The organism is Microbulbifer sp. ABM4_008, assembly GCF_056311705.1.
The window spans coordinates 5,141,630-5,167,403 of record NZ_CM149970.1; the positions used below are offsets into that span (position 1 = coordinate 5,141,630).

The following is a 25,774-nucleotide window of genomic DNA, read 5'->3' on the forward strand; positions in this document are numbered from 1 at the left end:
TTTACATTTTCGCTACCCACTGTTTTCAATAGATATTTTAATCCAGGCATGCAGGTTCTGCTGCGGTAAACGTGTTAAAGACCCAAGTATTGGTGCCGCTGCAATCGCCCGGATCGGTATCATCTTCCAAATCGTAAGGTGAGTTATTGAGAGAGGTATTTCGAACAATCTTGTTAAATTCACTACCCTCAACAAAGATACCGATACCTCCTTCGCCATTACTCTCTACGGTATTTTGAGTTACTAGAGTATTTGAGGAAAGCCTAATCGGAATACCTAAACCAGAATTTCCTGAGACGTTATTTAGTGAGATGGTAGAAAAATCAGCATTGTCAGATTCATCTCCTTCCCCTACGGCAATACCATCATTTAATCCGTTGGTCACTATATTAGAGAAGACATTGGTAAATTGCCCATTTACTTCGATTCCCTGATTGCCACTTCCACTTATCTCATTAAAACTAATATTGTTAAAGGATCCTCTTAATTCAATGCCCGAGTTATCAATACCCGTTATGGTATTTCGAGTTACGGTATTAGTGTTACCATTTAATTCTATGCCATCGCCGCGATCGCTGTTGGTGATAATATTATCCCTGGCAATACTGTTATTGGATTCTATGTAGATGGCATCGAATATCGTATCAATGATTTCCATAGAATAAATACTGTGTGAGCCTTCCCCTTCCGCATTGACCCCGTCTCGACAGGCCGCAATGATCCCACCATATACCTGGGCTCCAATACCAGTTAACAGTATTCCGGCCTGCCCCGTTGCCTCTTCATCATCACAGGTAAGCTGAAAGCCGTCCATATTCAGGCTTCCACTAGGACCCTCTATGGTTAAAGCGACTTCATTTTGTTCCGTTATCACACAGAGCAAATCCCTATCCAGAGTGGTTGGTGTTGTAATAATATCTCCACAGTCAATAGCCCAAACAGAAAATGGACTCAATAATCCTGAAAATAAAACTGTTGCGTAAATGTTACGTATTTTCATTATGTGTACCTTTTAAGTGGAGAGTATTCCTATGACATTCGTTATGTTCCAATTGCGAATTTATAGGAATTAATCCCAATTTTGTAATATATAATTGGAATCTATTTTCTGTTTTATATCAGAATTTTAGATTTATTTATTTTTTTGTTTGGTGGCTGGCGCGCCAATTATTTATGTCGAATTCCTAAGGAAAGTATTGCGTTCGTGTAATGGTGACAGTGACTTCAGTCTTCTGTTTCCTTGACAGGTTCACGTCAAATGAAGATATACTGTATTTTTGTACAGTATTGTAGGTGTTTAATTATGCGCCCCAGAGTTATAGTTTTTGATAGTGAACCGATTCGTATCTGCCGCTATAGGTCCAGTTATGACAATCGCCCTATGTACGCGATTAGTATTTTGAACTATGAAAAGTACGTACGTCGGTTTTCTGTTGCTGTGGGAGTGGATTTGCGCAAGGAATTGGAGTTAACCTTGTGCCAGATGAGAGGGATCGAGAGTAATTTAAGGTGGCTGTCCGAATATACTGAAAAAACCAGTTCAGCGGGATAAGTGGGAGGCTCTGGGTGTGTAGTGTCTTTGATGTCAGTGATCATGCGGGTATGGAGCGTTTTCTCGATACCTATGACATTCGGGGTGCCGGACATATGATTTACGGTAGACGCCGGAGGCCCACCCAGCAGGTGTCTATTGTAACTACTCGGAAGGGTTCTGCTGAAATAGAAAATGCCATTTGGCATCTCTATCTTGAAAGGCATGGTGATACTTGGCGGCCCCATAAAAAATACTGGTCCATCAACAGTAATTGGAAGAAACTGGACTCCAGACCGGAATATCGCAAGTCCCGTTGCTTAATACCCGCTACCGCCTGGGTGGAAAGCCAAGGTGGCAAGTACCCGGTAGAATTCAGTTATGGTGAACCTTTTTTCTTTTGTGGTTTGTATAAAATCTGGGGAAATTTACTCAGTTGCTCAATCATTACTTTGGACTCCCACCCAGCCACTAAGCGCTACCATGAAAAGTCACTTCCCATGATTGCGCCCAATCGCCCAGATTTTGTAGAGTCCTGGTTAAATTGTACGGAGTTGACAGAAGATTTTGGCCCATTCCTGAAACCGTCCGTTGAGTATTCGGGGAAAATACTTACAGCTCATCCTTTGCTGAGGGCAACTTCTACGGAGTATATCGGGGACCCTATCCCCGTAATTGAATAATTATTTGCCCTGGGATATTGGTGTATAGAAAAATTTATATTGCACAACCTAAATTGTACTCCTGGTGTGGTATATCAATTAGCTTCGTTCTTGAGCTTGTACTTCTTTCGTGAGGTGCAAAATATGCGCTGGTTTCATCTAGAAGATCTACAAAGCGATTAAGCCGATGTATTTGTTTTTGGTTTAAATTATCTTGAGCAAGAAGTGCATTGATTTCTGTGCTAGCCAGCTCCTTTGCTGCTATATCTTCTGGCAGGCCACTGCGAGTACATAATCCATAAGTCCCCTCAATAAAGTGTTGCCATTCCTCTTCGATATGTTGAGAAATTCCGGATGAAAATTTTGGGTTTCTTGATTCGTATCTTAAATTTTGCAATTGAGCTATTTTAGCCATATATCGATTAGCAAAGCATTGATAAATAGAGTTAAAGTCTTGCTTAGCCTCTATGATACCAATCCAGCTGGCGTAGCCTTTTGCAAAGTACTCAACTGCCTGTTTTTCGGAGTGGGGTCCAAAAAAGGATTCACAGTCCCATTGAATATTAAGCTTATAAGAGGGCTTTGGCATAACACCCTCATCCTGGTAGCGCTGCAATTGTAGTTCGCTGATTTGAGTAGCCTGAATAAGCTGTTCTTTGGTCAGGAAGTGTTTATCCAGATAATTAAGCAATTTCACTGAATGTGCTCCAAGGTAGAAATCGAATGGAATTCTAGCGCCTGGAGCACTTAATACTTCGATGTGAGCCGAAGCATCTTTTCCCTTTTAACAAGTCTTGGAGAATTTATTCCTGCAGGAAGAGAATATCCGTTCTAATAATATATTTGATTCCTCGGGTGATTGGAGTAGAGCTGTGAATTCTGTGTAAGGGATGCATTCCATGGGGGAAGCACAGTACGGCTCCGGCAGGTGTGCGGACATCGATGTCTAATAAAGAGTCCCGACTGGGTTGTTTTAGGGGGTCATCTGCATTCACCCTGAATCGGGTTGCACCACCTTCAAAATCTTCACTCAGCAGTACTAAAAACGTCATTTCACTATAGCGATCGGGGTAGCCATTGGTGATCAACTGGTTGTTGTCAATGCGGCTACCGGGCCAGGCGCCATCGGTGTGGAACTGGAAGAAATCTCCCTCACCATAGCGATAAAAGCGAAAACGCCGATTTATGCCAACAGCCTCTCTTCCACCAAAGTAACCATTTAAGTCCTGCGCCAGGTCTCGGCATCGCTGCCAGATCTGCCGCTCTGTAACCTCGTCAACCACCCAGGTCAGGTTGTCGTTATGGCGGACCTCCCGGGGCAGGGAGACGGCTGCATCCGGTAAATAACCCACCGCTTCAGTGATATCAATCAGCCCTTGGCATTCGTCTTTGGAAAAGACATTGAGCAATTGGAAGGCTCCGGGTACCTCGGCGATATCTCGTCGTGAAACCGGTTGCGGTGCTTGTTCGGCCAGGGCCGCCGGGTTTTTACTGCGTGTAGCCCAGGTGGGTAGAGCCGGGTGTTCTGCTCCGGGTTCGCGAGCGATAACAAAGAAGTCATCCAAGTGGGTGACAGTATCAATACTTTCAGTCGTGGACATCTGCTGTACTTCTATTGGAAAATTTTTCAAAAACTTAGCGGTTTAAAACGGTAATTTGGGCAAACTGCCGGTGCCCTTCAGCTCCACCGTGGAAGCCAAAGCCACTTTGCTTGGCGCCCACCCAAGGTGAGCCGCCGGCGCCCTGGTTGATGCCAATCATTCCCGCTTGCAGCTGGCTGGCGACTTGCTCGGCCTGTTTGCTTTCACCAAACACAACCGCACCAAGACCGTAAACAGAGTTATTGGCCCGCTCGACCACATCGTCTACTGAGCTAAAGCGGTCGATGGCTACGATAGGCCCAAAAGTCTCATCATCTTCCACCAGCATGCCCGGTCGAATACCGCTGATAACTGTGGGCGGAATAAACGGCACCTGTGGATCGTGCTCCCCTAGAAGAAGCTTTGCGCCTTTATTCAGGGCATCGTGGATATGCTCCACTACCTTTTGATGTTGGCGGTGATTAACCAAGGGGCCGATATCCACCTGTGGCTCCTGCCACCCGCCGACACGATACTGCTTCGCCAATGCCACCACGGCATTCTCGAATTTATCGGCAATTTTTTCGTCCACATAAATACGCTCTGTGGAGGTACACATCTGGCCTGAATTCTCAAAACTGGAGCCAACGGCAAATTGTGCCGCCTGGGGAATATTGGCGCTCTGCAACACGATCATTGGGTCATTGCCACCCAACTCCATAACCAGGCGTTTCAATGCCGGAGCGGCATTGGCCATAATTTTTTGGCCCGTTGTTCGCGATCCAGTAAAGGCGACCATATTGATGGGGGATTTCACCAGGGCTTCACCGGTTGCGCCATCGCCGTGAGCAATTTGTAAAATGTCCTGGGGCAAGGTTTGATTGAGTGTTTTCACCAATAAGTCAGCGACCAATGGCGATTCTTCTGAAGGTTTTAAAATCACAGCGTTGCCGGCGACCAGGGCGGGAACAACCAGGTTATTGGCCATGGCAAGTGGATAATTCCAGGGGGAGATAACCGCAACAACGCCCAGTGGTCGATATTGAATTTCGCTACCGCCACTGCGTTTTGCCCGCAGGGCCTCTCCGGCATCCCCCGCTAACCAGGCACCGCCTTGGACTACGCCGCCGGCTTCATACTGTGCACGCCGGGCATCTTTGCCCATTTCACGGCTGATAAGTTGTGTCAGCTCTCTCTCTTCCGCATTCAGTTTTGTGTAAGCCTGCTGAAGTAGTTGTACCCGCTCCTGAAGAGATTTACTCGACCACACTCGCTGCGCTTTGTGGGCTTTCTCCACCATGTCCTGAATATCTTGGGGCTTGCTGACAGGTAGCGATCCGATGGCCTCTCCGGTTAGTGGATCAATCGATTGAAGTATATTTTCCATAATGAGGTCCCACTCAATCCGGCCACTTTATTGAGTGGCCGGGTGTTTTCTTAAAAGCGTTGGTGTTATTGGTCAAACAGGACAATAGTGCGAATTTCCAGGCTGGTTCTGCGTGGTGCCCCTGCACTTCCCGGCAGGTCGAAAGCGCAGTGGGGAACACCAGTTACATCGCCTCGGTGCTGGCTATCGAAGACCCGCAGTAAAATGCCTTCGCCGGGCTGCATATCGCTAAACCAAATCCAGCGGTGAACCGGGTTGAAACTCAACACCGAAATCTGCCCTTTTCGCTCTGGGTAAATTAATCGCATATTGTGGAAATCACTGGCGGCGACAGTGCGCAGGTCCACCATTGCCAACGGTGACTCCTGCACCGGGCGCAATAGGGGCAGCCAGAGATTAATAAACTGGTAGCGCGGATAATCTGATGGCTTGTACCCCCGGGCCTCCAGGGTTTCCTTTAGCTGGCGCTCTGCGGACCAGGGTGTGTAGTCGTTGTGCACCAATTTCACCGGGGATCGGCGACTGCGACTCAGCTCCGGTGCCGCATCAGTCGATGGTTGGGCTCGTAACGTGTGGTCAAAGGTCAGTACCTTTGCTGCACCCAGGTGAGCGCCTATCCAGGATTCAATAGCTGGATACCATTGGGTGCGAATCAACTGGTCGCGCTCCTCAGGGCTGGGGCTACTCCCTGAGGGTTGGTCCAGCGCGTGTAGCGCATCATCCAGCTGGCGCAGGTTTATGCCGAGCATAGGGCGTACAAGCTCAAATCCCTGGGTATCGAGACGAAAACGCTCCCCGGCGGTTTTCAGGGCGCGACCATCGTAGATGTGAACCTGCTGGGAAATAACATTCTCGACCAGATTGGCGGGCCCGGGGCCCTCTGAACGCTTGTCGTACACCAGATCGCTACTGGGATCAGCGTAGTGAATAATTGCTGTAACTAATTGATCCTGAAAGGAGGATCGGGCTGCGGTTTGCATAGTGAACTCTCCCCCCACCGAAGTGGATGCCATACGGGCCAATCTACTCACAATGCTAGGGTTACGTGGATACAATGAAAACCAAGTAACAGTTGTGAGTGATACAGGTTTGAGCAGAAATCATCGGGCGAACCCACTGGAGAGGCTGGAGTTACGTCAACTTCGCTTAATGAACGCTATCTTGCGGGAACTGAACTTATCCCGGGTGGCTGACCAGCTGGGTGTGAGCCAGCAAACGGTCAGTGAACAATTGAAACGCCTGCGGGAAATCTTCGATGACCGGCTGTTTATTCGCACCAGCAACGGTGTTATTCCCACCCCCCTGGCCGAGCGCCTGGCTCCCAAATTGGATGAGATCCTGAATAATGTCGCGGCGCTGCTGCGTACGGATGAATTTGATCCGGCACAGCATCGGGGCATCTTTACCATTAGTGCAACGGACTTTGAGCAGCGGGTGGTACTGCCGGTTCTCCTCAAGCAATTGCGTCAGCAGGCTCCAGATATAAAAGTCGTGGTGCTTAAGCTGGAAATTGATCGCATGGCCCAGCAACTGCAAACCGGTGAAGTGGATCTGGTGTTTAGCACGCCGGGATTTGTGCCGGATAACAGTCCCAGCATGTTGTTGTATCGAGAGCACTACGTCTGTGTATGTTGTCAGCACACCGATATGCTGCACAGCGCCAATCAGCCTTTGGAAATGGAAGAGTTGGCGGCTTTGCCACAGCTGGTGGTATCACCTTCCAGGGGAGATCTGCGGGGCATGGCGGATAGTTGGTTTGAGCAGTTTGGTTTGGAGCGCAATGTGGTGCTGTCTGTCCCCTCTTTTGCTGCTGCAGCCGAGTGCATTGCCTCTACCAATACCGTTGCCTTTTTGCCCTCGCGACTGTTGCCTGATCCCCGACTAAAAACACTGCCTATTGTCGAACAGCCCCCGGGGTTTGATGTGATTGCCGCCTGGCATACCCGCAGCAGTCAGGACCCTTTGCACAAGTGGATTCGCGCCCTGTTAGCACAACAATTTCCCAGTAATTAAGGAGCCTCTGAATAACTTCGTGATACCTCTGGCATGCAGAGCGGTTCACAATCAAGGCGCGGCTTCGCAGGAATGTCTAGACCTTTCAAGAAGTCGCAACGCGGAGTGTGAATCGCTCTGCAAGCCCCGAAGGGCGAGCCTTGAAGGCCACAGCTGCTGCGTTGCAGCCCTTGCAAAGGGCTAGAGCCATTCGCAGCAAGCTGCGCCTAACATCTGCAGCCTTCAAGACCCGCAGAGGCATTACGGAGTTGTTCAGAGGCTCCTTAGCGAGGGAGGTAGCGCTGCTAAACTTGAGCATTCCAAGTGTTCAGGTAGTGGTCGCCATGCGTGTAGCATTTTTTCTGCTGATATTTTTGAACTCTTCTGTTTACGCTCATTCCGATTTTACCGAGCAAATGGGCATCCCCCACTTATTTGCCAAGGACGCACTGGTTGAGGAAATTAAAAAGGTGGATTGCACCCTCTCCGAGGGACGCAAGACCCAATGCTGGATGATTGTGGTAAAGGCAGAACCCAAACATAAAATGGGGCCCTGGTGTCCACGCAATGTTGTCGACCCAATTACGTCTGGCGGCATGATGTTTATCAAGCAGCAGATAGTGCCGATTGATGGACCTTTCGTTAAAAATGCCGCGACCTTTTTCTCTGATCCAAAATGGAGCCTATACGATCCCAAAACCGGGGCGATAAAGGTTACCGATTCGAAGCAAGCCTGCGAGATGGCCGCGCGGCCTGATGTGGCACCGCAATACAACAATTACTGCGTGGAGTGCCTGGCCAGCTATATGGGCCCGGATTTTCATACCCGCTACCTGATCCCCGTACAGCCTGAGAAGGCCAAGTCAAAGCAGAATCCCGATGGTTTTTCCGGTTATGGAGTCGCTTTTAATGGGGTTAAATTTGATATCGCCGCGCCTATCGGCGCAATTTTAGGTGCACACACCTTAGCGCCAGTGGATGCCTGTGGTGGTCATGTAAACCCCCATGTGGGCTATCACTACCACGCTGCCCTGGGTTGCAGCCAAGCCTACCCGTCTGCCGCAAGCCATGCAGCGATTGTCGGTGTCGCCATAGATGGCTACCTGATCTATGCGCGGGAGAATGCCGATGGCCGCGAGCCCGATGACCTGGACGAATGCCGTGGCCATGAGTTTGCCGACCTGGGCTACCACTACCACGCCAACCTCGCTGCAGAAAACGATATTCTGCATTGCCTAAAAGGGGAGAGAGGTTGTGCCCTGGCCGGCAATCAAAGCCAGTGCGATTTCTCCCATCGGGGACCTCCCGGACCACCCAGGCGTTAACTCAGGCCCGATTGCTGCTTCAAATAGTGAAAGACGAAGAGAGCCTCAGCGCTCTTTTTGGTATTGATATCAATAAATGGCGTCGAATAACTGTCTTATAAGCCCAGGACTTGATCTGACCGTCAGGTTTCCTTAATGGCCCTGGGAGATAATGCCTCTAACTATTTCAGGTAATCCGGAATACCAACAATGAGCAATGGTACAAATTTCTATCTGATCCGAATGGTGGAATCCCTCGGTGTGCTGGTGCGCACTCGCCTGTGGATGCAGATAGTGGTCGCCATGATCCTGGGGCTAACTGTCGGCCTGCTGCTATCTCCTGAAGGGGCCGCGCTGGTGAGCCAGGATCTCAGTACGGCATTGGCCAGCTGGTTTAAGCTGCCGGGCTCCATCTTTCTGAATATGATCCAGATGGTGGTGATACCGCTGATTATGTCCTCAATCATCCTGGGGCTCAGTGGCAGCGGGAACGTCAGTCAGCTTAAACGTGTCGGACTGCGCATCGCTCCCTACTTTGTCGGCACTACCACTGTTGCGGTGATTATCGGCATTATCCTGGTCCAGTTGATCCAACCCGGTGACTATATCGATGAGTCCCTGCTCAGCGCCGCCACTGAGTTACAGGTTGCGAGCGCCCCCCAGGTGATGGAGTCCAAACCGCTTCCCGAGCGTATTGCTGAATTGATTCCCGCCAACCTCAACGAAAGTATCGCCATGCGCAATATGTTGCAGCTGGTGGTCTACGCGATTTTTATTGGTGTTGCAGTGATGCTGTTGCCGCAAAAGCAGCGGGAAACCGCGGTATACGCTTTTGGCATTATTCAGGAGGTGGCACTTAAAGTGGTTGGCTGGGCCATGCTGTTTGCGCCCCTGGCCGTATTTGGCCTCCTGGCAGATATTGCTATTCGCGTGGGTCTCACTGCAATTCTGGGAATGTCTGTGTATGTGGGCACCGTGATTTTGGGACTACTTATTCTTCTCAGTTTTTACCTGATAATTGTTTCCCTGGTGACCTCCGTCGGCCCGATCACATTTTTGCAGAGAATTAGCGGAGTGCAGCTGCTGGCATTCTCCACATCCAGCTCTGCCGCGGTAATGCCGCTGTCAATGAAAGTTGCAGAAAGTCCCCTGGGAGTAAAACCACCCATCGCCAAATTTATTGTGCCCCTGGGCGCTACTGTGAATATGGATGGCACGGCGCTCTATCAGGTAATCGCTGCGGTGTTCCTAACCCAGGTATATGGCATTGACCTGACAACCGCGCAGCTAGTGGGGCTGACCGTAACTACCGTTGGCGCTTCAATTGGCTCTCCCAGTACGCCGGGCGTCGGTATCGTAATCCTGGCGACAATTCTGGCCGGTATTGGAGTACCGCCGGAAGGTATTGCGTTGATTCTGGGGGTGGATCGGATTCTCGATATGTGTCGTACAGCAGTCAATGTGACCGGGGATCTGACAGCCTGTCTGGTGATGGACCGCTTGTTGGGCAGCGACAACCTGGAGGAGGAAGCTGCCCAAACGGCCTGACTGTCAAAGTGATGGCTTGAATGAGGGTTCCCGGTTTCTATTGCGGCATAACTAGAATTTCCAGAGTACGAGGGTCTTTTTGACCTTCGTAGTATTTCTCCAGGACTGCATCAAATAAAGTTCTGCCCTCTTCTACCAATGGGAATAAGGCCATAGAAGATTGCATCTTAAAATCTTAATTACTTATAGTGTATCTAAAGGAAGCTTGAAATAGAAAAAAGTGGCATATGTAAAGTATGGGTGATCTTTATAATATGAAAAAACAAATATAAATTATTTAATATCGTTCCAGTCTTTATATTTTTATAATATATTTGATTGAAAAATATGTATAAATACTAAAAGTAATTTTTAGAGATAAAATCCCAAATCTGTTCATACAGTAATTGATGTCCCTTGGGATTTGCATGGAGGCCATCCTCTGAGAGAAGGGTAATAAATTCCTGAGCTCGCCATAAATTGCCAAACTCCAGTATGGGGATCATTTCGGTAGTGGCAGATTCTCTCATAGCTTGGTTATAAAGGTCCGCATCAGCCTGATAGAAATAGCTATCACTATTCCGAAAGGGAGTAGTTCGTTGCTCATCGAACGGAATGCCTGTCATTAGGAAGGACGGCGCGATGGTTTTAGACGTTTGTAACAGCTGTCGCACTGTTTGACGGAAAGAGTCCAGCGATACAGAGTTCTCAGCCTTTGGTCCCCCGATACGGCAAATATCATTGAAACCAGGATATATCCCGATTAAGTGTGGCCTTCTTGGAGGCAGTTCTCGGGAAAGTCTTATGGCTAAAGAGTTCGCGTTCTCTCCGAATATTCCCAGAGCGTAAACTATATTATGGGGATCTAAAGTTTCGAACCGAAACCGGAATCGTTGAACAAATCCGCCTAGTTCTGTATCACCTTTTCCATAGATAGAACTGGAGCCAATAAAGACAATTTTTTTGGGGACTCTTCGTGCCATAGAAAGTCACTAATTTGGCTGAACTTTGGATTTTATTTACCGTTACCATTATAGACATCGACTAGGTCCAAGTTGTATGCATTAGTATCAAATCTTGATTTCGAAAAGTTGAGAGTCCAAGGCTGGAGTAGGAATAGCCTTGTTAAAAAACAATTAGAAATCGAATGGAGAGAGTTCTAAGGTGGGCTGTAGATTTACAGTTTCTTTGGAGGGGGGAAGAGGTGCTGATCGGCTTGGCTTAAAATGGTGGGGAAAATTTAATACGGGTAGAGTGGTAGATTCTGTGAGTATGGATACTACAGTTTGTACGCCAATATAATGGTTCAGATTATGATTGCCATCCAGCCTTCCGATCATAAAAAAGCTCCACCCTTGCGGGTAACTAATGTTGGACAGGAACTTTCAGTATCTCGAAAGTACGAAGGTCCTTCTGTCCTTCATAGTATTTTTCCAGCACCTCTTCAAATAGCTTGTCTTTGGGATCGGCGATAGAAAATAGCGTCATGGATGACTTAAGTTTTACATCATCCGGTGAGCCGAATATCTGGTAAGCGGAGTAATTATTCAGTTGCAATAACTCCTTGCAGCACTCTTTGAGCCTGGGGCCGAGCACAGGGTGCTCCAGGTAAGCCCGGGCTTCATCCAGGTTTTTAATTGCAAAATGTTCGGATGTCGCGCTGTGCCCCAGGCCGGAGATCTGGGGGAATATATACCACATCCAGTGGGAGCGCTTAAGGCCGCTATGCAACTCACTCAGGGCACTTTCATAAGAGCTTTCTTGCGCCGTCACAAAACGCTCAAGGTGAAATGGTTGGGCCATGTTTTGAATCTCCTTATTCTTATTCCTTAGCAGGCTCAAGGTTAGCAGTAATAAGGATGAATGCGAGAGGATGAACTGCCTGACGGCTGAACTTCCACCAATTAATGGATATTCATCATAATCTCAGCAAGGGCAGGATCAGTAAGCACACAGACGAAAATTGCGACGGAAGTCAATGGATACTTCTGTGCTATAAGGAAAATAAGTAATAACAGTATTATAAATATAACGTACCTTTATTAAGGTGGCATTACCTGGAGAGTGCTCAGTCTATATTTTTGCACCTAGTTTTTTGATGGAATAATTTTACAAAACAGCTATTAATTTATTCCAAGGAAAGTGAAGGTAAAATGAAGAAATATTTGTAATTGAGGAAAGTCTATTTGTGTTTATGAATGGATTTTCTGCAAATTACCTCAAAGGAGAAATATGAGATGACAAAGTCCGAGTACGACTCAGTTGCACGACAAGTCATGACGAAGAACTACGAGACTTGGCTCGCTAAAGATCATGATGGATGGAGAAGCACATTCCATGATGATGTTACCTTCATTATTGAACCGGAAGGTGCCTTCACAATCCCTTGGTGTGGAGTTTATGTTGGATTTGAAACGGTGAATACATTTAATGCGGTTATGACAGCATGTATGTTGTGGGAACTGGATAAAATATATTATGGAAATTTCAAGCCAAATTCAGCTGACCCAGAAAATAGCAATTTATGTGAATTGGATGTAAATGTGATTGGGATATTTGCTCCAACAGGGAACAAGTTTGATTTTTGGATGCACTATTATGTTGAGGCACGTGATGGGGTTTTATATAGATTATTAAAAACCTTCGATGTTAATGATGTGTCAAGACAATTTTGGGGAAGTTCACAGCTTCCAGTTGGCCAGGCATTGGATGTATTAAAAATTAAAAAAATGTCGAGTAAGGACGTTCCTTTGAGTATTGCATCTGTTTTAAGTACAGGCTGGCAGTAATTGTAAGAAACATAAAAATTCAACTGTCTTGATGTAGATATTTATTTATTTGTTTTTCTTGAGTTTGGTTAATAAGCGTAATTAGTAAGGGAAGACTACAGCTGGTAGGACCGGAGTTCCTATCGACCAAAAGGGGGGATCTGTTATCAACTGCGTAAAGCTAGTAATACAAAATTTATAACCTCAAAAAACCCGAATATTCTCAGAAAAATAACATAATTGTTGGGGCGGCATCCCTCAACAATCAGTTGAGAGTTGCAACGCAATACTGACTTTTAGGGGGTAGTCCTGGGTAAGCATAAATTTACGGATCTTAGAATTTGGAATTTTTCACCTGCATTCTTCTCTTGGATATGAGGATCAATAGAAATTCTAAGGATCTAATTCGGCAATGTTTACCAGAGGATGCTGACTTTTCTTAAAAACAAATTTTTAGGTAAGTAACTTTATTTTAAATTTTTATTTTGGTTCAAATAAATATGTTAAGAATTGCTTTATGATATGTCATTTTTTTAAATTGGCTTGATATTTAATGTGTGTAAGTATAGATGTGTAATTTTAACTTGTCAGATGTAGGTGATTATTATTTTTGGAGTCAAGATTGATTGGTGTATTGTAAATCCAAGTTGAAAATAATGTGTCCATTAGTTTTATTGATTAGGTGCAGAAGAAGACTAGCCTATAAAATTTACTTTATATTAGTTCTATTTTTTTGGAGTGTATAATATTATTTTCGTCGTTTAAATCTGAATAAATATATCTACCAGTTTCTGGTTTGAATGCTGGGATAGGTCTTCTGTAATCGACGTAGGTTATTCTCCACTGTGCTTTTGTTTGACTGTGATCATATAGAAGATGGAGTAGCATTGAGCTCGATAGTATAGATTAAAGAAAGCCTCAATCGTGGGGTAGAGAAAGTGGTAGGGATATGCCGTCAAGTGAAACGATAGCACCACTTGTAATCAATAAAAACTCTCACCAATAAAGAAGTGTTAGCTTTTTTGATGTCAGTAATCTGGTACTATGTCAATTGTTGTATTGAAATTAAAATGGATCTTTATGGCTAAAGAATTAAGTAGCCTTCTCGAAAAGAGGGCTAATAGTGGGTATTTTAAGTATCATTTTCCCAGGTTTGAAATTCTATTTGATACAGTCAGCCATTATCATAAAGATGGATTTCGTATCTTAGATATTGGTAGGTCTGGCTTTACTGAAGCTCTGAAAAGTAAATTTCAAAATGTGGATACATTGGGTTTTGAGCGAGAAAATGCCAACTCTACTTCCCGTCATTTTAATTTTAATTTAAATGATTGTAGGGATAGATCTTTATGGAGAACAGACATTCCTAAATATGATATAATAATATTTTCTGAGGTTATTGAGCATTTATGTACTTCTCCAAGTCAGGTTTTGAGTTTTCTCAAGACTCGGCTAAATAAGGGAGGGGTTATTATAATTCAAACACCTAATGCCGTAGCTTTACATAAAAGGCTACAGGTTATATTTGGTAGAAATCCATATGAGTTGATTCGAGAGAATTATAATAGGCCAGGACATATTCGCGAATATACCAAAAAAGAGTTAAGTTCTTATTTGGTGGGGGCCGGCTTTAATCTACTAAAGTTTAGATATGAAAACCATTTTGATTATAGGTTTTCAGATCATTCAAAAAAAAACGTCCTCATTAAAAATGATAAAAGGAGGGTTTTCAATGTTATCTCCTCGATCCTCCCTGGGCCGCTCAAGCCAGGTATGTTTTTTGTTGCTCAAAATCCTTGAATGCAAAGAATAAATTTGTCTGGAATTGATTGCCGGAAAGTTGCCGCTAATGTGATTTGAAGGCAAGGGCGCTAGCTGGGGAAGTACTATTCAAAACTGTATTCAGGGAACCGCTTTCTTTTAGTGTTTTTAAGTTGCTCTGATTATTGACCTACTTTTTCTGCTGGCCCCTACCGTGAGTTTTATCTGTGAGCTTTGCTAGTGGCAGTTGCACCGCTGTGGCGGTGATGGGGAGGCAGTTTAAAGGCATAAAAAAAGCCCCATCCTTGCGGATGAGGCTTTTTAATATGGTGCCCGGAGGCGGAATCGAACCACCGACACGGGGATTTTCAATCCCCTGCTCTACCGACTGAGCTATCCGGGCTTTGCGATCTTGCTGGGCTTCCCCTGCGTCGCGAGGCGCGTATTAAAGCCCTTCCCCGGGTCAGAGTCAACCCCTTGATTATAAAAAAGTTTTTTTTCTTTGCCGGGGAAGCTTCGGGGCCTTGTGTTACTGCTGTTCCGGCGGAACGTAACCGTCGGCTGCGTCGTATTCCTCGCCGCTCAAGAACTTCATCATCTGCTCGCTCAAGTAGGCGCGGCTTGAGGGTTCCATCATGTTCAGGTGCTTTTCGTTAATCAGCATGGTCTGGTGGGACATCCACTCCAGCCAGGCTTTTTTGGAAACGTTCTCGAAGATATCCATGCCTTTGGGGCCGGGAAAGGGCGGTGCATCCAGACCTTCCAATTCCTCTTGGTACTTGCGGCAGAATACGGTTCTGGACATGGACTCCTCCTGGTTTTAGTCGGCAGTGGTCGGCGTGAGCAGGGGAGCCTGCAGCGCCAGTAGTTGTTTTGCCAGCTTGACGATAGGGGCGGGTAGCCCCAGTTCCTGGGCCGCACGAGGGCGGTTTAAACGCCGCAGTTTATACCAGCCAGCGCCGCTCTCCGCCACCTGTGCTGGGACTTTGCTCAGTTGTACCCACACCGGGGAAATATCCAGGTGAAAGTGAGTGAAGGTGTGTCGCAGGGTCGGCAGGGTTTGGACGTCACTGGCACGCCAGCGCTTTGCCTTGAGCCAGTCGCTGGTATTGTCGGCTTCAGGTGGGCTCCAGAGTCCTCCCCAGATACCGCTGGGCGGACGCTGTTCCAGATAGATTTCACCTTTGTGTTCAAGCAAGAGCAGGGTGGCACTGCGCACCGGCTTTTCCTTGCGCGGTTTCTTGCCGGGGTAATCCTGTGGGTTGCCCTGGGAGTGAGCCACACAGGATTTTTTCACCGGGCACTCCTCGCAGCGTGGTTTCGAGCGGGTGCACAGGGTGGCACCCAGGTCCATCATCACCTGGGTGTAGTTGTTAACGCGTTGGTTTGGGGTATAGGTCTCGGCCAGTTGCCACAGTTGATTGGCAACTGCGGTCTGTCCGGGCCAGCCCTCCACTGCGTGAAAACGGGCCAGCACCCGTTTGACGTTGCCGTCGAGGATCGGCGCCCTGAGTCCCATACTGATACTGGCAATAGCGCCAGCGGTGGAGCGGCCTATGCCACTCAATTCGGTCAGTTCCTCTACGTCCTGGGGAAACTCCCCGCCATATTCCTCCAGCACCGTCTGGGCGCATTTGTGCAGGTTGCGGGCGCGGGCGTAGTAGCCGAGGCCGCTCCAGTGAGCCAGGACTTTGTCCTGGGGAGCGCGGGCGAGACTTTCTAGGGTGGGGAAGCTCTGCATAAAGCGCTCAAAGTAGGGAATAACCGTGGTGACCTGGGTCTGTTGCAGCATGATTTCGGACACCCAAACCCGATAGGGGTTGATGTCTTGCTGCCAGGGCAGGTCTTTGCGCCCGTGTTTGTCGAACCATTTCAGGACGGCATTTTGGAACTGCTTTGGGGTCATGGGGATACTGCGGGCTGGAATCTGTGGTTGAACGCTGGAGTTGTGCACCGGGCGGGCCCCGGTGCACTTTAGCGGGGCCTTAGCGGCCGAAGAGATTTTTCAATTTTTCTTTCAGTTCGTCGACCTTTTCTTCAACTTTATCGCCATATTTCTTTTCGGCTTTGTGCTTCAGTTCTTCCCGCAGCAAGTCGTCGAGGCGGCGGCTGTCGGGTTTACAAGTGCTGATGTTCACATCGTCGAAGTCGCCCTTGCAGCGCAGCGGCAGCGGGCGGTTGCGCCAGCGCTTGTTGCGCACGGTACAGCCGTCGGCGGAGGTGCTCTCGCCCACCAGGGCCAGGCCGAGCTTGAAGTCGAAGTCCTGTTTCTTCAGGTCCACCTCTCCGTCACCGGTCAGGGCGATATTTTCGATACCGGCGAGAATTTCGCTCACATCCACCTGGTCGCCTTTCACCGCGATGGTGGCGCGAAGGTCCTGCAGTCCGGTGCTGTTGGGCCAGTCCCGGGTGGGCATTTCGGTATTTTCCGCGTAGCTGAACAGCTGGCACATGTTTTTCTCCAGATTGAATGGAGAAATCGACATTTCCTTGCTGGAAACCTCAACGGAGGCGCGCAGGTTTTTCTCTAAAGCTGTGGATGTTTTACCTTTGGTGCTGGCACTCCAGTTAACGCTGGCTTCCCCAGCCAGCTGGACTTCTTCACTGGGGAAGAGGGCAGCTTGGACCTTGCCGATATCCACATTGGTGAGACCGCCGCGCATCTGCGCCTCGGCGGACTGGGCGCGAGCGTTGAGCTGGCCATTCGTGTTCAGCTGGCCACCATAGATATCGGCGCTCAATTTTTGCAGTCGGTAGAGGCCGTTATCCACAGTGAGTTGGATTTCTGGGCTGTCCATTTGCAGGTCAGCGGCTTGCAGTTGGTCCAGTGCCAGGTTGATATTGGCATTGAAGCCGCGCAGGTCGCTCAGTGGCAGGGGTTCTGCTGCGGGCGGTTTGGCAGCTACTGTTCTCTTTGGTTTTTCTGCGGTTTCAGTTTGATCGCTCTGTGCCGCCTGCTCTCCCTGCTTTTTGCTTTCAGCGGCGGGAGCCTGCGCACTCTGTGCTTCCACTCCCTCGGTTTGTTCCGCCGAAGCGGCTCCAGCCTCATCTTCGTTCGAAGGGGGCAGGTAGTTATCCAGGTTAAAGGCGCCGCCGCGCAGGTTCAGGTCCAGCCCGGGCATTTCTGCGTTGCGCAACTGGGCGTTGCCGCTAAAGGTGACGTCGTCCAGTTTCAATTGCAGTGGTGTCAGGTCGAGTTTTTGCTCGGTACCTTCCACGCTCGCTTCGATACTCAGCTTTTGCAGTGCCGCTTTATCGCGGGTATCGATTTCCGTGCCCGTCAGTTCAAACCAGGGGCGCAGAGGGTCGGCATTGGCGTTAACGTTTAGTTGTATACGCCAGGGTTGGGTGTTGCTGTCCCTGCGCAGGTAGCCGCGCATATGCAGGCTGGCCTTGGCGCTGTTCTCAGAGGTGAGGTCTACTTGTAGCGGTTGCAGGCGCAGCCCATTGAGGCCCTCGTCCAGGGCGAGGGTACTATCAATTTTTAGCTTCAGCGGGTGTTTGAGGTCGCTGCCGGTAAGGTCTGCTGCGGCAGTGAGTTTGCCCGGTTCGCCACCCGGTACCAGGTTAATAACGCTTACCTGCAGGTCTTGGACTTTGTACTCTTTGTTAGTCTGGGCATCGCTGTAGAGCACCACGCCCTTCTCGATACGCAGCTTTTGCAGGCTCAGGTCGACCTGTTGTTGTGATGGCTCTTCCTGTTCCTTGGGGATAGAGAGTTTGGGAGGTTGCTTGCTCTGAGCTTCCAGGGCCTCGCTAATCAGCTCCCAGTTGCCGCGCCCTTCTTTGTCGACGGTGAGCTCAATTTGCGGAGCTACCAGGACTATCTCCTCAGCCTCTACTTTGCGTTGCAGTAGTGGCTTGAGGGCCACGCCAATGGCAATTTTTTCTGCTTTCACCAGAGTTTGTTTTGGCAGCTTTAATGGTGCCAGCTGTACATCTTCAAGTTGCAGGCCGAGCTTGGGCCACAGCTGCCAGCCGATATCACCTTCCAGTTGCAGGGAGATGCCCTGTTTGGCAGCGAGTTTTTCTAACTGGGGTTTGTATTGGTTGATGTCGAGTCCTGCTAACAGCCAGGCGACGGCGCCAGCGAGTAGCAGGAAAACGATTAAAAGTGCGATAAAAGTGCGCTTTATCCAGGCCATGGAGAGCATTGTCCCTGTGTATTTGTCGTGTGGTGTCACGCATATGACGCCGCAGCGCGGCTCGATGTTCCCGCGCACTTCTACAAATAGGTTATGCCGGAATTGTAGGAGATGCAGCCCCGCGAGGCTGGGAAAGCACTGCGGGGCCATTGAAGCAGGTGTTTATTAGAAAATAAACCGCACACCGGCTTCGACGCTGCGACCAGCTTCAGGAGCGTAGTCGCGCAGTAGTGAGGTGGAGTTGCGAATTTCTTCGTCGAGCAGGTTGCGGGCGCTGGCGAAGATCACCGCGTCGCTGCTGCCGATGTTGAAGTTGTAGTGGGCACTCAGGTCCATACGGGTATAGCCGTCGGTTTCTTCTTCGTAGGCGCCGGCGCGATCCTGGTCCGCAGCTTCGACTGTGCGCCATTCCCAACCCCACTGGTCGTACTCTGCTCCCAGGGCGAGACCCAGGCGCAGGGGAGGCATGCGCGGCACATCGGAACTCTCACCGGCGATATCTTCGTCGAAGCTCGCGCGCACAACATCGCCAAACAGAGTCAGGTAGAAGTTGCTGCGCAGGGGAAATTTCACCGAGGCTTCAGCACCGTAGAAGGTGGCATCGCGGTTGCCATAGGCGTAGATGGGCAGCTCTTCTTCAAACAACTCATTGGTGTTTTGCGCGTAGATGTAATCGCCGATGCGGTTGTAGAAGACGCTGGCTTCAATCTGCGCTGCATGCCAGCCACTGGCCGCTTCGTTGTGGTGGTGATAGCCCAACTCCAGATTAATGGATCGCTCTTTGTCCAGTTCACTGTTGCCAATTAAGTATGTGCCCTCGGCTAGGTGCTCGCCGTCGGCAAACAGCTCTTCGGCTACCGGGGCGCGTTCGGAGCGGGTGGCACCGACGCTGATATGCTGGTGCTCTTGCAGGAAGTACTGCAGGGTAGCGCTGGTGCTGAACAGGTTGAAGTCACGGTCTTCTTCGTACTCAGGATCGACATCGACACGCTCAATACGCGCGCCCAGGTCCAGGTGCCAGTTGCCCCATTCGCGTTCCTTCATGGTGAAGAGGCCGGCGCTGCGGGTGCGGGAGGGCTGGATAAATGCCCCTTCGTCAGAGGTAAAGTCTTTATCGGATAACTGCAGGCCATAGGCGCCACGCCACTCGCTACCGCTGTCGTGGGTGATTTCCAAGCGCCCTTCCCAGGCTTCGTTGGCATAGCGGGTACCGGCTGCGTCCTCTTCCAACTCTACGTGCTCGTAGTCGTTATAGCCGATACGCAGGCGTAACTTGTCCCAATAGTTGCTGTTGAAGCGGTGCTCGCCTTTGAGGTCGTAGCGAGTCTGCGCCATATCGATACGCACAGCTTCGACTTCGCTCTCCTCCTCATGCTCTTCGTGTTCCTCGTGATCGTCCTCGTCGTGCTCCTCATCATCGTGGTGGTGCTCGTGAGTGCCGAGAGGAATGCCGTAGTTGTTCTCAAGCTTGTTTACTGACAGACCGATATAGCCACTTTCAGTAATCCAGGAAACTCCACCGCTGTAGCTGTGGGCGCGGGCGTTGGTGTTGCCGACGTAGCCGTCGGTGTTGAATTCTTCCTCGTGCTCGCCTTCGTCCTCGTCGTGTTCTTCGTGTTCCTCGTGCTCGACAATAGCGAGGCCGGGAATTTCCGTGTCGTCATTTTCGCGGTAGACACCGTCGAAGTACCAGGCCAGCTGCCCGGCACCGCCGGTAAAGCGGAATACCGAGGCATCCTGGTTGTTGGCAGTGTCGTGGCGCATCTCAACCGCGCCTTCAACTTTCTCGGGTACGTCAGTGGGGATGCGACCGTCGATAATATTTACCACCCCACCGATAGCGCCGCTGCCGTAGCGTAGTGCCGCCGGTCCGCGCAGTATCTCGATGCGCTCCGCCAGTAGAGGTTCGATACTGGCGGCGTGATCGGCGCTGGTGTTGGAGGCGTCAGAGACATCCAGATTGTCGTTCAGGATCTTCACCCGGTTGGCGCTCTGGCCGCGAATAACCGGTAGGCCCACGCCACTGCCAAAGGAGGCGTTGGCCACTCCCGGCTGGTTCTTCAGGGTTTCGCCCAGGGTGGCGGAAGCGGCTTTGCGCAGGGTCTCGCCGGAGAGCACCGATACCGGCGCAGCTACTGCGTCGGCGGGCTTATCCAGGGGAGATACGGTGACGTTAACTTCTTCCAGTTTGTTGCTGTCTTCTGCGGCGCAAATAGCGGACACGGCCAAGCTGGCAATAGCCAGGGCCAAAGTATTGAACTTAGTCATTGTTTTTAATTCCTGTCACAGGCGGACAATGCCATACGCGCTCCAGCGCGGGCATTCACTAAAAAATATCGGTTTTTGGGTGTTAGCTGAGTGACAGGAAGAAGGGAGGGGCGCGCGCACTCTGGCGCTCTGGCTGGCGATCGCGCGCGGTTGGCGCAGAGGGCCGTTCATAGTGACTTTGGGGCTCAGCCTGTACGAGCAATGGCTCGCTGCCGAGTGCTGCAGGTGAATGCATGCAACACAGGTCACACATCTCTACCTGGGTATTGCCCAGGTGAAAGTGCTCCGCCCACAGCGGCTGAGCTGCTACTACGGCGAGTAACAGGAACAGGCTGGCCCAGTAATGGGATTTTCGGCGCTTTAGAGTAACCATGCGGAGCATGATAGGGCTAAACAATTACGAATCAAGTTTCATCTGACACTAGAGAGCCACAGGGGATGTCATTCATCCTATAATTTGCGCCCTCTGTCTTATCGTGCAAATAAGGATCGCTTTCGATGCGTACAGCTAGCGTCACCCGTGACACCCTGGAAACCAAGATTCAAGTCAGCGTTAACCTGGACGGCCAAGGTCATGGCAAGTTCGCGACTGGGGTTCCTTTCCTGGAGCATATGCTCGATCAAATTGCCCGCCACGGCATGATCGACATGGACATTAGCTGCGATGGCGATATTCATATCGATGACCATCATACGGTGGAAGATATCGGCATTACCCTGGGCAAAGCCATTACCGAAGCGCTGGGAGATAAAAAGGGGATGACCCGTTACGGCCACAGCTATGTCCCATTGGATGAGGCGCTTTCCCGGGTCGTAATCGACTTCTCCGGGCGGCCCGGCCTGGTTATGGATGTGCCTTTCACCCAGAAGCGGATCGGCAACTTTGATACCGAACTGTTTTTTGAGTTCTTCCAGGGCTTCGTCAATCACGCGCTGGTAACAGTACATATTGACTGCCTGCGTGGCCACAACGCTCACCATCAGGTGGAAACTGTATTTAAAGCCTTTGGCCGCGCCCTGCGTATGGCGTTGACCCCGGACCCCCGTATGGCCGGCACCATGCCCTCCACCAAAGGAGTCTTGTGATGGGTAAGATTGCGGTACTCGATTACGGTATGGGCAACCTGCACTCGGTGGCCAGCGCCCTGAACAAGGTGGCGCCGGAGGCCGAGGTGGAGCTGGCACAAACTCCGGAGCAGGCCGAGGGCGCAGAGCGCCTGGTGGTGCCCGGTGTGGGTGCCATTCGGGATTGTATGGCAGGGTTTGTCGATGCGGGTTTTTCGCCGCTGCTTCGCGAGGCCATCAGTGTGGGTACCCCGGTGCTGGGTATCTGTGTGGGTATGCAGATCATGATGCACCACAGCGAGGAGAATAATGGCGTTGATTGCCTGGGGATTTTCCCGGAGCCGGTGAAATTCTTCGGCGACAACATTCCCCCGGCGCAGAGTGCTGAACGGCTCAAGGTGCCCCATATGGGCTGGAACAGTGTTCAGCAGCGGCAGCCGCACCCCCTGTGGGCCGATATTGCCGATGGCAGCCGTTTCTACTTTGTCCACAGTTACTATGTGCCGGCTGCTGAAAACCCGGATATTGCCGGGCAAACTGAATACGGTGTCCCTCTGGCTGCCGCAGTTGCCAGGGAGAATATCTTCGCCACCCAGTTCCACCCGGAGAAGAGTGCCGAGGCTGGCTTGCAGCTGTTAAAGAACTTTGTCCACTGGAACGGCCGGGCTCAATAGACCCAGCTCACCGATCACACTGAAATTACTGCCGACGTAAGAAAAGACATGATTGTAATTCCCGCGATAGATTTAAAAGACGGCCAATGCGTGCGCCTGCGCCAGGGCGAGATGGATGACGCCACTGTATTTTCCGATGATCCCCTGGCGACAGCCCAGCACTGGGTGAACGAGGGGGCTAAGCGCCTGCACCTGGTGGACTTGAACGGCGCCTTCGCCGGCAACCCGGTGAACGGTGAAGCGGTAACTGCTATCGCCAAACAGTTTCCCGATTTACCGGTGCAAATTGGCGGAGGCATTCGCGATTTGCACACTATCGAGCGCTATCTGGATGCCGGTGTGCAGTGGGGGATTATCGGCACTGCGGCGGTAAAAAATCCCAAGCTGGTGGAAGAGGCGTGTCGCGAGTTTGAGGGCCATATTATTGTCGGGCTCGATGCCAAAGATGGCTTGGTGGCTACTGAGGGCTGGGCTGAGGTCTCCGAGCTGAAGGCGACAGAACTGGCCAAGCGCTTTGCCGATTGTGGCGTCAGCTCTATTGTTTATACAGATATTGCCCACGACGGGATGATGCAAGGCGTCAATATTGAGGCGACTCTGGAAATGGCCCGCGCAGTGCAGGTGCCTATTATTGCCTCCGGCGGTGTCAGCAGCATTGAGGACATTGAACAGCTGTTGGATGCCGGTGAAATCTACGGTGCGATTACCGGCCGGGCGATCTATGAAGACAAGTTGAACCTGCGCGAAGCGCAGCAGCTTTGCGACCAACGGAACAAATAATGGCTCTGGCGAAACGTATTATTCCCTGTCTGGATGTGGACAACGGCCGCGTGGTGAAGGGCGTTAACTTTGTCGATATCCGCGATGCCGGCGACCCGGTGGAAATTGCCCGCCGCTACAACGAAGCGGGCGCGGATGAAGTCACTTTCCTCGATATCACCGCCACCCATGAGCAGCGCGATACCATCCTGCACACGGTGGAGAAAATGGCCCATGAGGTGTTTATCCCCCTCACTGTCGGCGGCGGTGTGCGCACCTTGCAAGATATCCGCAATCTGCTGAATGCCGGTGCGGACAAGACTGCAATCAATTCAGCGGCGGTGAAAAATCCCGAGTTTGTACGCGAGGCCGCCGAGCGCTTTGGCAGCCAGTGTATTGTGGTGGCCATTGATGCCAAGCAGGTGGGAGAGGGCCGCTGGGAGATCTTCACCCATGGCGGGCGCCAGCCCACTGGCATCGATGCTGTGGCCTGGGCCCGGCAGATGGCCGAATACGGTGCCGGCGAAATCCTGCTGACCAGTATGGATCGCGACGGCACCAAGAACGGTTTTGACCTGGCCCTGACCCGGGCAGTTACTGAGGCGGTTCAAGTGCCAGTCATTGCTTCCGGTGGTGTGGGAGATCTACAGCACCTGGCGGATGGCGTATTGCACGGCGGTGCGGATGCGGTATTGGCTGCGAGTATTTTTCACTTCGGCGAATACACCATTGCCGAAGCGAAAGCGTTTATGCACAGCGCAGGGATTGAAATGCGCTTGTAGGTAGGTGTAGGTCTTGCACGGCGGGCCCAGGGCCCGCCGCACTCTGCTTACTGCTGTTCGTCTGCGCGGGCAAGGCGCTCGCGCAAACCCCTGTCCCTGTGAGCGTAGAGATTGAGGCCCTTGAGTACATTGAGGGCTTCGAAGATTTGGTTGTCGCGATCCATCCAGTCTTCCCGTTCTTCCTGTTCTCTCGAGCGGTCTTCAGAAGTCCGGTCGGCACCACCGTTACCGTTGTCCAGATGCCCGGCCAAATCCGCTTCAGTGGGTCTGGGAGAGTCGTCCAAGCGGGTAACTTTCACCCGCTCTACCACGATATCTGGTGTGATGCCCTGGGCCTGTATTGAGCGGCCATTGGGAGTGAAGTAGAGCGCAGTTGTCAGCTTGATGGCGCGCTCATTATTGATAGGGATCACCGTTTGGACCGAGCCCTTGCCGAAGCTGTCGGTGCCCATCACCACTGCGCGGCGGTGGTCCTGTAGGGCGCCGGCGACAATTTCCGCTGCAGAGGCGGAGCCCGCGTTGATTAATACAACCAGCGGAGCGCCTTCGGTTAAATCGCCCGGCTCGGCGGAATAGCTCAGGTTGGCGGCTTCATTGCGACCTTCGGTGTAGACCACCAGGCCCTCTTCCAAAAATGCATCCGCTACTTCCACCGAGGATTGCAGCACGCCACCGGGGTTGTTGCGCAGGTCGATAACTAGCCCTTTCAGTGCGCCTTTCTTCTGCAACTTGATCAGCTCGTCGGCCACATCGGCGCCGGTGTCCAGCTGGAACTGGCTGATGCGCAGATAACCGTAGCCATCATCGAGGACTTTGCTGCGCACACTGCGCACGCGCACGGTGTCCCGCTTGAGAGTTACATCGAAAGGTTCTTTAAAACCTTTGCGAGCGATGGTCAGGGTGACACTGCTGCCCTTGGGCCCACGCATCCACTCCACCGCTTCATCCAGGCTCACGCCCTTCATGGATTTGCCCGACAAGCGCAGTATGACATCGCCGGCCTTGAGGCCAGCGCGGGAGGCGGGGGTGTCGTCCATGGGGGTGACGACGGTGATATGGTCGTTTTCGATGCCCACCTCGATCCCGAGGCCGGCAAACTCACCGGTGGTGTTGGCTTGTAAATCGTCAAAGGATCGGCGATCAAGGTAGGAGGAGTGCGGGTCTAGGCCTTGCAGCATGCCCTTGATGGCGTATTCCAGCAGGGTGCGGTCGTCCACTTCCTCGATATAGCCCTGGCGAATTTGCTCGAAAACTTTGGCAAAGCTGCGCAGATCTTCCAGCGGCAGGCGGGCTTCAGTGTCTGCAGCCACCTGGGAATGGCTATCGCCGTCGGTCAAACCCATTAAAGGCAGGGCTGTCAGAGCGGCTGCGCCGATCAAGGTTGTCAGCGCCTTGGGGATAAACATGTTGTTGTGACCTCTGCCTTATTTCTTCGCTGCTTTGCGAAAGTGTAGACCGCAGAGATTGGCAGGGATTCTAAGCGGACGCCAAATTCTACAGTGTCACGATCTTAGTCGTCATAAGCCCAGGGGTCTTACACCTGGGTTGGCTCCCGCTCTTATTCTCTTT

General features: G+C 50.8%; 25 protein-coding genes and 1 tRNA gene. 11 read left to right on the forward strand and 15 right to left on the reverse strand.

The window, feature by feature from the left end; translation table 11 throughout:
* Positions 1-37 precede the first annotated feature (37 nt).
* A complete protein-coding gene (locus ACYX4J_RS22395) occupies positions 38-1,000 on the reverse strand; it encodes a right-handed parallel beta-helix repeat-containing protein (protein WP_444895708.1) in 963 nt (320 codons plus the stop codon).
* Positions 1,001-1,303: 303 nt separating this feature from the next.
* Here ACYX4J_RS22395 and ACYX4J_RS22400 point away from each other — a divergent pair, with 303 nt between their 5' ends.
* Both ACYX4J_RS22400 and ACYX4J_RS22405 read left to right on the forward strand, forming a co-directional pair.
* Positions 1,304-1,552, forward strand: coding sequence for a hypothetical protein (locus ACYX4J_RS22400; protein ID WP_413663771.1), 249 nt, complete (start codon positions 1,304-1,306; stop codon positions 1,550-1,552).
* Positions 1,553-1,566: 14 nt separating this feature from the next.
* Positions 1,567-2,214, forward strand: a complete 648-nt coding sequence (locus ACYX4J_RS22405) for an SOS response-associated peptidase family protein (protein ID WP_444895709.1) — start codon at positions 1,567-1,569, stop codon at positions 2,212-2,214.
* Positions 2,215-2,248: 34 nt separating this feature from the next.
* Here ACYX4J_RS22405 and ACYX4J_RS22410 read toward each other — a convergent pair whose 3' ends face one another.
* The 4 genes from ACYX4J_RS22410 to ACYX4J_RS22425 all read right to left on the reverse strand — a co-directional run bounded on the left by ACYX4J_RS22410 (position 2,249) and on the right by ACYX4J_RS22425 (position 6,140).
* On the reverse strand, positions 2,249-2,890 hold the full coding sequence (locus ACYX4J_RS22410) for a DUF6058 family natural product biosynthesis protein (protein WP_476177581.1): 642 nt from the start codon (positions 2,888-2,890) through the stop codon (positions 2,249-2,251).
* A gap of 106 nt (positions 2,891-2,996) precedes the next feature.
* A complete protein-coding gene (locus ACYX4J_RS22415; RefSeq protein WP_444895711.1) occupies positions 2,997-3,794 on the reverse strand; it encodes a prolyl hydroxylase family protein in 798 nt (265 codons plus the stop codon).
* Between the two features lie 34 nt (positions 3,795-3,828).
* Positions 3,829-5,160 (reverse strand): aldehyde dehydrogenase family protein, encoded by a 1,332-nt coding sequence (locus tag ACYX4J_RS22420; protein WP_476177582.1) that lies wholly within the window; start codon positions 5,158-5,160, stop codon positions 3,829-3,831.
* A 65-nt stretch (positions 5,161-5,225) separates the two neighbouring features.
* Complete coding sequence (locus tag ACYX4J_RS22425) at positions 5,226-6,140, reverse strand: CmcJ/NvfI family oxidoreductase (protein ID WP_444895713.1); 915 nt, start codon at positions 6,138-6,140, stop codon at positions 5,226-5,228.
* A 1-nt stretch (position 6,141) separates the two neighbouring features.
* Here ACYX4J_RS22425 and ACYX4J_RS22430 point away from each other — a divergent pair, with 1 nt between their 5' ends.
* The 3 genes from ACYX4J_RS22430 (at position 6,142) to ACYX4J_RS22440 (ending at position 10,004) form a co-directional block, all read left to right on the forward strand.
* Positions 6,142-7,173, forward strand: a complete 1,032-nt coding sequence (locus ACYX4J_RS22430; protein ID WP_444895714.1) for a LysR family transcriptional regulator — start codon at positions 6,142-6,144, stop codon at positions 7,171-7,173.
* Positions 7,174-7,280: 107 nt separating this feature from the next.
* Complete coding sequence (locus ACYX4J_RS22435; protein WP_445359184.1) at positions 7,281-8,477, forward strand: YHYH protein; 1,197 nt, start codon at positions 7,281-7,283, stop codon at positions 8,475-8,477.
* 189 nt (positions 8,478-8,666) lie between these two features.
* The gene (locus ACYX4J_RS22440) at positions 8,667-10,004 is read left to right on the forward strand and encodes a dicarboxylate/amino acid:cation symporter (protein WP_445359183.1); all 1,338 of its coding nucleotides are present in this window, start codon (positions 8,667-8,669) and stop codon (positions 10,002-10,004) included.
* Between the two features lie 37 nt (positions 10,005-10,041).
* Here the strand turns inward: ACYX4J_RS22440 and ACYX4J_RS22445 are convergent, their stop codons facing one another.
* From ACYX4J_RS22445 to ACYX4J_RS22455, 3 genes are all read right to left on the reverse strand, one after another.
* On the reverse strand, positions 10,042-10,170 hold the full coding sequence (locus tag ACYX4J_RS22445; protein WP_476177583.1) for a DUF1810 family protein: 129 nt from the start codon (positions 10,168-10,170) through the stop codon (positions 10,042-10,044).
* Between the two features lie 172 nt (positions 10,171-10,342).
* The gene (locus ACYX4J_RS22450) at positions 10,343-10,966 is read right to left on the reverse strand and encodes a GDSL-type esterase/lipase family protein (protein ID WP_445359182.1); all 624 of its coding nucleotides are present in this window, start codon (positions 10,964-10,966) and stop codon (positions 10,343-10,345) included.
* A 382-nt stretch (positions 10,967-11,348) separates the two neighbouring features.
* Entirely contained in the window at positions 11,349-11,786 is a 438-nt protein-coding gene (locus ACYX4J_RS22455; protein WP_476177584.1) for a DUF1810 domain-containing protein, read from the reverse strand.
* 434 nt (positions 11,787-12,220) lie between these two features.
* On the opposite strand from ACYX4J_RS22455, the gene ACYX4J_RS22460 reads away from it, so the two are divergent.
* Positions 12,221-12,772, forward strand: a complete 552-nt coding sequence (locus ACYX4J_RS22460) for a nuclear transport factor 2 family protein (RefSeq protein ID WP_475709149.1) — start codon at positions 12,221-12,223, stop codon at positions 12,770-12,772.
* Positions 12,773-13,831: 1,059 nt separating this feature from the next.
* A complete protein-coding gene (locus ACYX4J_RS22465) occupies positions 13,832-14,551 on the forward strand; it encodes a methyltransferase domain-containing protein (protein ID WP_475709150.1) in 720 nt (239 codons plus the stop codon).
* Positions 14,552-14,839: 288 nt separating this feature from the next.
* Here ACYX4J_RS22465 and ACYX4J_RS22470 read toward each other — a convergent pair.
* The 6 genes from ACYX4J_RS22470 to ACYX4J_RS22495 form a co-directional block, all read right to left on the reverse strand.
* Positions 14,840-14,915 (reverse strand) — tRNA-Phe (locus tag ACYX4J_RS22470).
* A 126-nt stretch (positions 14,916-15,041) separates the two neighbouring features.
* A complete protein-coding gene (locus ACYX4J_RS22475; RefSeq protein WP_282930759.1) occupies positions 15,042-15,317 on the reverse strand; it encodes an oxidative damage protection protein in 276 nt (91 codons plus the stop codon).
* 15 nt (positions 15,318-15,332) lie between these two features.
* On the reverse strand, positions 15,333-16,418 hold the full coding sequence (gene mutY, locus ACYX4J_RS22480; protein WP_444898274.1) for an A/G-specific adenine glycosylase: 1,086 nt from the start codon (positions 16,416-16,418) through the stop codon (positions 15,333-15,335).
* 79 nt (positions 16,419-16,497) lie between these two features.
* The gene (locus tag ACYX4J_RS22485) at positions 16,498-18,657 is read right to left on the reverse strand and encodes an AsmA family protein (RefSeq protein ID WP_444940437.1); all 2,160 of its coding nucleotides are present in this window, start codon (positions 18,655-18,657) and stop codon (positions 16,498-16,500) included.
* Between the two features lie 165 nt (positions 18,658-18,822).
* Complete coding sequence (locus tag ACYX4J_RS22490) at positions 18,823-20,925, reverse strand: TonB-dependent receptor (protein ID WP_476177585.1); 2,103 nt, start codon at positions 20,923-20,925, stop codon at positions 18,823-18,825.
* A gap of 82 nt (positions 20,926-21,007) precedes the next feature.
* Entirely contained in the window at positions 21,008-21,298 is a 291-nt protein-coding gene (locus ACYX4J_RS22495) for a hypothetical protein (protein ID WP_476177586.1), read from the reverse strand.
* Between the two features lie 125 nt (positions 21,299-21,423).
* Here ACYX4J_RS22495 and hisB point away from each other — a divergent pair, with 125 nt between their 5' ends.
* The 4 genes from hisB to hisF are packed head-to-tail and all read left to right on the forward strand — an operon-like array spanning position 21,424 to position 24,205.
* Complete coding sequence (gene hisB / locus ACYX4J_RS22500; RefSeq protein ID WP_282930763.1) at positions 21,424-22,011, forward strand: imidazoleglycerol-phosphate dehydratase HisB; 588 nt, start codon at positions 21,424-21,426, stop codon at positions 22,009-22,011.
* Positions 22,011-22,664: an imidazole glycerol phosphate synthase subunit HisH gene (gene hisH / locus ACYX4J_RS22505; protein ID WP_476177587.1), complete on the forward strand. Its 654-nt coding sequence runs from the start codon at positions 22,011-22,013 to the stop codon at positions 22,662-22,664. The genes hisB and hisH overlap by 1 nt, the downstream gene beginning before the upstream one ends.
* Positions 22,665-22,712: 48 nt before the next feature.
* Positions 22,713-23,444 carry a 1-(5-phosphoribosyl)-5-[(5-phosphoribosylamino)methylideneamino]imidazole-4-carboxamide isomerase gene (hisA, locus tag ACYX4J_RS22510; protein WP_476177588.1) on the forward strand — a complete coding sequence of 244 codons (732 nt, stop codon included), beginning with the start codon at positions 22,713-22,715 and terminating at the stop codon, positions 23,442-23,444.
* The gene (gene hisF, locus ACYX4J_RS22515; protein ID WP_282930766.1) at positions 23,444-24,205 is read left to right on the forward strand and encodes an imidazole glycerol phosphate synthase subunit HisF; all 762 of its coding nucleotides are present in this window, start codon (positions 23,444-23,446) and stop codon (positions 24,203-24,205) included. The genes hisA and hisF overlap by 1 nt, the downstream gene beginning before the upstream one ends.
* 47 nt (positions 24,206-24,252) lie before the next feature.
* On the opposite strand, the gene ACYX4J_RS22520 is transcribed toward hisF, so the two are convergent.
* Entirely contained in the window at positions 24,253-25,611 is a 1,359-nt protein-coding gene (locus ACYX4J_RS22520) for a S41 family peptidase (RefSeq protein ID WP_413663753.1), read from the reverse strand.
* Between the last annotated feature and the right edge of the window lie 163 nt (positions 25,612-25,774).